Source organism: Streptomyces sp. NPDC004561 (assembly GCF_053602155.1).
Genome location: NZ_JBSGDB010000589.1, coordinates 1 through 4,961 on the forward strand (window position 1 = coordinate 1; position 4,961 = coordinate 4,961).

5 protein-coding genes are annotated in these 4,961 nt (G+C 70.5%); 2 read left to right on the forward strand and 3 right to left on the reverse strand.

The genetic code is table 11. The annotated features are described in order from the left end of the window. Positions 1-442: 442 nt before the first annotated feature. Together ACWEN3_RS41385 and ACWEN3_RS41390 are read left to right on the forward strand one after the other, a co-directional pair. Positions 443-793: an antibiotic biosynthesis monooxygenase family protein gene (locus ACWEN3_RS41385; protein ID WP_452982358.1), complete on the forward strand. Its 351-nt coding sequence runs from the start codon at positions 443-445 to the stop codon at positions 791-793. 120 nt (positions 794-913) lie between these two features. Continuing rightward, positions 914-1,363 (forward strand): nuclear transport factor 2 family protein, encoded by a 450-nt coding sequence (locus ACWEN3_RS41390; RefSeq protein WP_452982361.1) that lies wholly within the window; start codon positions 914-916, stop codon positions 1,361-1,363. Here ACWEN3_RS41390 and ACWEN3_RS41395 read toward each other — a convergent pair. From ACWEN3_RS41395 to ACWEN3_RS41405, 3 genes are read right to left on the reverse strand one after another with little or no spacing between them, the layout of a single operon-like run. Continuing rightward, positions 1,341-2,492 (reverse strand): type III PLP-dependent enzyme, encoded by a 1,152-nt coding sequence (locus tag ACWEN3_RS41395; protein WP_452982364.1) that lies wholly within the window; start codon positions 2,490-2,492, stop codon positions 1,341-1,343. The two genes, ACWEN3_RS41390 and ACWEN3_RS41395, sit on opposite strands and share 23 nt — an antisense overlap. Next, positions 2,489-3,778 (reverse strand): DUF6271 family protein, encoded by a 1,290-nt coding sequence (locus ACWEN3_RS41400; protein ID WP_452982366.1) that lies wholly within the window; start codon positions 3,776-3,778, stop codon positions 2,489-2,491. Before ACWEN3_RS41400 ends, ACWEN3_RS41395 begins: the two co-directional genes overlap by 4 nt. Then, positions 3,775-4,806, reverse strand: coding sequence for a phytanoyl-CoA dioxygenase family protein (locus ACWEN3_RS41405; protein WP_452982369.1), 1,032 nt, complete (start codon positions 4,804-4,806; stop codon positions 3,775-3,777). The genes ACWEN3_RS41400 and ACWEN3_RS41405 overlap by 4 nt, the downstream gene beginning before the upstream one ends. Between the last annotated feature and the right edge of the window lie 155 nt (positions 4,807-4,961).

The following is a 4,961-nucleotide window of genomic DNA, read 5'->3' on the forward strand; positions in this document are numbered from 1 at the left end:
CGCATAACAGTTGACTGACATTACGGGTGCCAAGGAAACCACCTCCGGAGTACCTGCCCAACGCCCCGCACTGAACACAGTTGAGCCCGTTCCCCTGGCCGTGGCCAGGGCGAACGGGCTCATCGGTGTGCAGTGCATCCACAACCGTTCGGGACGCACCAGCCGACCAGGTTCGAGTCCCATACTCACTCCTGCTCGCTGATCAGGAACGGTCCGCTGTCATCCCCAGGTCTGACACTGCTTCGCGCGGTCCGACCGAAGTCGCCCTTCGGAACGGGAACTGCGGCTGACTTCACGGCCCGCTTTCGCCGGGACGATGGAACGGTCCCCGGAAAGCAGTATCCGTAGGGACAAGCGAGCGTCGTGAGCGTCGCCGGATTCAGTGCGGCGGTGGCCGGCCTCGGTGCCGTGGGAGAACCGACAGCGAGAGGAAGTACCGAAGATGGCCAAGCTGGAGAGCCTGGACCCGATGACGCCGATGTTCGCGCAGTTCAAGGAGAAGACCGGGCCCATCGTCCTGGCCAACACCTTCTTCGTTCCGAAGGAGAGGACGGAAGCGTTCCTGACTCTCTTTCGGAGGCAGGCGGAGTTCATGAAGGCTCAGCCGGGATTCGTCTCCCTGCAGATGCACAAGGGAACGGCGGGCAGTCAACTTCTGATGAACGTCGCGGTCTGGGAGTCGGCCCAGGCTCTCGCCACGGCGTTCGGCAGCCCGGAGTTCCAGCGCATGGCGGCCGAGTTCCCCGACGACATCGTGTCGTACCCGCACATCTTCGAGCAGATCGAGGTATGACCCGCAACTACCCGGGTGGTCGATCGGTTGTTGAGGGGCGCACGAGGGGCCGCCTGGAAGGTGGGGAGCGGACCCGGGCCCCGGGTCCGGACCGACGCCAGGAAGCGATGAGGAGTCCCGATGAGCGTGCAGGAGGCCCCCCTGCGGGGACAGCAGTCCTCGGTGGAGCTGTACCAGCAGGTCCAGCAGTTCTACGCGCGGCAGATGCAACTGCTGGACGACGGCGAGGTGGACGCGTGGATGCACACCTTCACCGAGGAAGCCGTCTTCGCGGCGAACGCGCAGCCCGAGCCGACGGTCGGCCGCGAGGCGATCGGGGCGGGCGCCCGCAAGGCGATCGACCACTTCGCCGCGCAGGGCATCCAGCGCCGCCACTGGCTGGGCATGGTGTCGGTGACCGGACAGGAGGGGACGACGGTGACCGTACGCTCCTACGTCCTGCTCATCGAGACCCCGCGCGGCGGTCAGGCGACGATCCTGTGCACCGCCACGTGCGAGGACGTCCTGGAACTCGGCCCGGACGGACCGGCCGTGCGGCGGCGTGACGTCAGCCGCGACGACCTGGTGTGACGGCACGGGACACCACCTGGCACAACGAGACACGGAGAGACCGGGCACGGCGGAGGTCGCCGGAGGCGAGGCCCCGCGGCACCCGCACCCGGTGCCGGCCGCCGCCGTAGGCGTCGTCGCTGTCGCAGGTGGGGCCGGCGACGACCGCGGGGACGTGCTCCCCCGTCTCCGGGTGGCCGGGGAAGACCAGCCGGTGTGTCACCTGGTCCATCTCGTAGAGGCCGTTGAACTTGCCGCAGCTCAGGTAGAGCCAGTGCGCGTCCTCGCCGTCCGGCTGCCGGCGCCGGGTCAGCCGGGAGACGTGGGCGCGTACGGCGCCGTGGTCGGCGACCAGGTGACGGCCCGGTTCCATGACGAAGCCGAGCGGTGCGGGGGTCAGGGCGCGCAGGTGTTCCATGCCCTCGCGGAGCACGGTGAGGATCTTGTCGAGGGGCGGGTCGAGGGGGTCGCCGTGGCGGTCCCGGTAGCCGAGCGCGGGCAGGCCGCCGCCGAGGTTGACGTGGTCGGGTACGATCCCCCGCCCGGCCAGCGCCGTCAGGGTCTCGGCGAGGGTGTCGAGGGCCTGCTGCCAGGCCTCGCACGTCATCTGCTGGGAGCCGACGTGCACGGACAGACCCGCCGGGGTGAGGCCGGCCGCGCGGGCCGTGGCCAGCACCCGGACGGCGTCCTCGGGGGCGCAGCCGAACTTGCGGTTCAGGCCCCACAGGGCGCCCTCCCCGCTGGTGGCGAGGCGGCAGAACACCCGGGCGCCGGGGGCGTGCCGGGCGATCGCGGTGACGTCCTCGACGCTGTCGGTGGCGAAGGTGCGGACGCCCATGCGGTGGGCTTCGGCGATGTCCCGGTCGGACTTGACGGTGTTGCCGTAGTGGATGCGGTCCGGCGGCGCGCCGGCTTGGAGGGCCTGGGCGATCTCGGCGGGGCTCGCCGCGTCGAACCCGGCGCCCAGGGCGGCCAGGCAGCGCAGGACCTCGTCGACGGGGCACGCCTTGAGCGCGAACCGGACGTGGATTCCGGGCAGTTCGTCCAGCAGGGTGCCGTACTGACGCTCGATGCCGGTGAGGTCGTAGACGATGCGGTCGGTACCGGCGGCGGCGAGGGGCTCGGCGAGTGCGCCCCGGGGCACGCTCATGTGCGGGTCCCCTCCATAAGTGCCGGCCAGGCCTCCGTCAGGTAGGCGAAGTCCTCGATGTCCCGCTCCGCCTCGTCCAGCAACTCGGCTCGCTGTAAGGCAAGTTGTTCGGCGAACGTCTCGTAGCGGCCGCCGAGTTTGCGGTACGCCGTGTCCACCCGGTCCAGGCGCCAGATGTTCTCCGTGCGGTCCAGGGTGGTGCTCTCGCGCAGGAGGTGCACGATCCGGTCGGGCCGTACCCGGTGCCGCTCGTCCAGCAGTGCGGCGCCTTCGGCCGTCATCCGGTCGTAGACGTGGTGGAAGTAGAGCATCGACAGCAGGAACTTCACGAACCGCCTCTGGTAGGCCGAGAAGCCGCTGCCGGTGCGCCGTTCGGGGGTGTGGAAGTTCATGATGTGCCGGTTGTGCAGGATGCCGGGCAGGCCGGCGTCGTGGACCAGGTGGGTGAGGAAGTAGTCGCTGCCGATGGTGTCGGTGGCGGGCGGCAGCGGGATCCGTTCGTACACCGCGTGGTCGAAGGCGATGTTGCACATGTCGACGCGCATGGGGTCGACCAGGGTGAGGGTCGAGCGGTCGCCGGTGAAGGGGGCCGTGCCCGCTCCCGTGAAGGACTCCGCCACCAGTTCCCGTTTGCGCTCCTCTGGCCAGTCGCCCGGCGCCCACAGGCTGACCACGTCGTGGTGGACGCCTTCGTCCAGGCGCCGTATCTCGCCCATGTCGACGGAGAGTTCGCCGATGAAGGAGGCGCCGGCCATGGAGACCGGGCGGTGGGCGTGGGCCGGGTCGAGGTCGGTGTGCAGCCCGGCGGCCATGGCCTCGGCGGCGGGCCGGCCCAGCCAGGGCAGTTCCTGGTGCACGGGGAACACCGGTCGACCGGCGTGCAGTTGGTAGGCGCTGTCGGAGTCCCTGCGGTGCACCGAGTGGCAGCCGAGTGCGGCGGCGAACAGGAAGGCGCGGTTGGTGCAGGCGCCGTAGGAGACGGCGGGCGGGAGCATCAGGCGCAGCAGCCGCTCGGGCTCGGGCAGGCCGGCCCGGTCGATCAGCCGGCGCAGCCGTGCGCGCTGCCGTCGCTCGTCGAGGTGGTGGACGGTCACGTCCGGCACCGGGGGCAGTTCGGCGACGGTTCGGCTGTGCTGCGTACGGGTGCGCTCGTCGCAGGAGTCGAGGATCAGCAGCTGGACGTCGGTGCCGAAGCGGCGGGCCGCGTAGGCGGCTTCGGCGTGCAGTGCGGTGATGGTGGCGGAGCAGGCGCGGTTGGTGGGCAGGCAGAGGCAGATCCGGTTCACTGTGCCTCTTCCCCGGTGGCCCAGGAGTCCAGGCCGAGCAGCCTGCGGCCCAGGCCGTTCAGTTCGGCGGGGCCGTAGCGCAGGGCCTCCGGCCGGTCGGCGTCGCCCAGCAGGGTGGCGTTCCAGTCGGGGGTGGCGAGGGTGCGCCACGACGCCACACGGGAGTCGCGCAGGGCCGTGTGCTCTTCGAGGGCGGGCATCATCGACAGGTACTGGACGGCTCGGACACCGTTGTCAGAGAGGTTCGGCGCCACGCCGTGCGCCAGCAGCCCGTTGAAGATGAGCAGGTCGCCGGCCTGGAGGTCGGGGCGGACGACCGGGAACTCGGCGCGGTCGGTGCCCGGGCGGACCGGGTCGCGGCCGGCCGGCCGGCCCACGCGCCACTCCTCGAAGCGGCGGAAGAGTTCCGGGGCGCACTGGAAGCCGCCGAGTTCGGGCCGGGTGTCGTTGAGGGCGATGATGCCCTGGACGCGCTGCGGGAGGACGGCGAGGGTGGTGTCGACGTCCCAGTGCAGTTCGATGTCGAAGCCCTCGTCGGTGGGTTCGATCAGGGAGCGCGAACGGGAGTGGACGTTGGGCGGGTTGAGGTTGAGCCGGTCGAGGGTGACCCACAGCTCCTCGCAGTCCCAGACGTCGGCGAAGGCGTCGTGGACGCGCCGGGTCTGGCGGCTGTCCCAGATGAGCTGGTGGTGGTAGGCCTCGACGAAGCCGTAGATGTAGAGGTGCTGGTCCAGTTCGGAGCGGAACTCCGGTTCCGTGTACCAGGTTTCGGGGCGGTCGGGGTCTAGGCCCTGGAAATGCCAGGCGAAGTCCAGCAGGCCCTTGGCCTCGCCGGGGGTGATGGCCTCGCGGACGACGACGTAGCCGTACGTCTGCCAGAAGGCGAAGTCCTCCTCGGACAGCACCCTCAGGGGCCGGGTCTTGTCGATGTCGCGCAGTGGCGTCGGTGCGAGGTACGTCTCGCCGTCGGCGCTGAAGTAGGGGCGGCGGGACGCCGCTCGGTGGAGGTAGGGGGCGGACGTCTGCATGCGATCACTCCGGGGTGACGGGCGGTGAGACATGTGCCGGTGGCATGCGCCAGGGCGCGGAAGGGCCACCAAGTTCCCTGGGGAATAAGGAGGTCGCGCGGGCACCGGAGCGGCCGCCCACTGGATCCCCGCCCGGGGCGCGACGCGCATTCAGC

Bases quoted from the DNA above. Each gene is read 5' to 3' on its own strand.
- ACWEN3_RS41385 (WP_452982358.1), top strand. From the start codon at position 443: ATGGCCAAGCTGGAGAGCCTGGACCCGATGACGCCGATGTTCGCGCAG.
- ACWEN3_RS41390 (WP_452982361.1), top strand. From the start codon at position 914: ATGAGCGTGCAGGAGGCCCCCCTGCGGGGACAGCAGTCCTCGGTGGAG.
- ACWEN3_RS41395 (WP_452982364.1), bottom strand. From the start codon at position 2,492: ATGAGCGTGCCCCGGGGCGCACTCGCCGAGCCCCTCGCCGCCGCCGGT.
- ACWEN3_RS41405 (WP_452982369.1), bottom strand. From the start codon at position 4,806: ATGCAGACGTCCGCCCCCTACCTCCACCGAGCGGCGTCCCGCCGCCCC.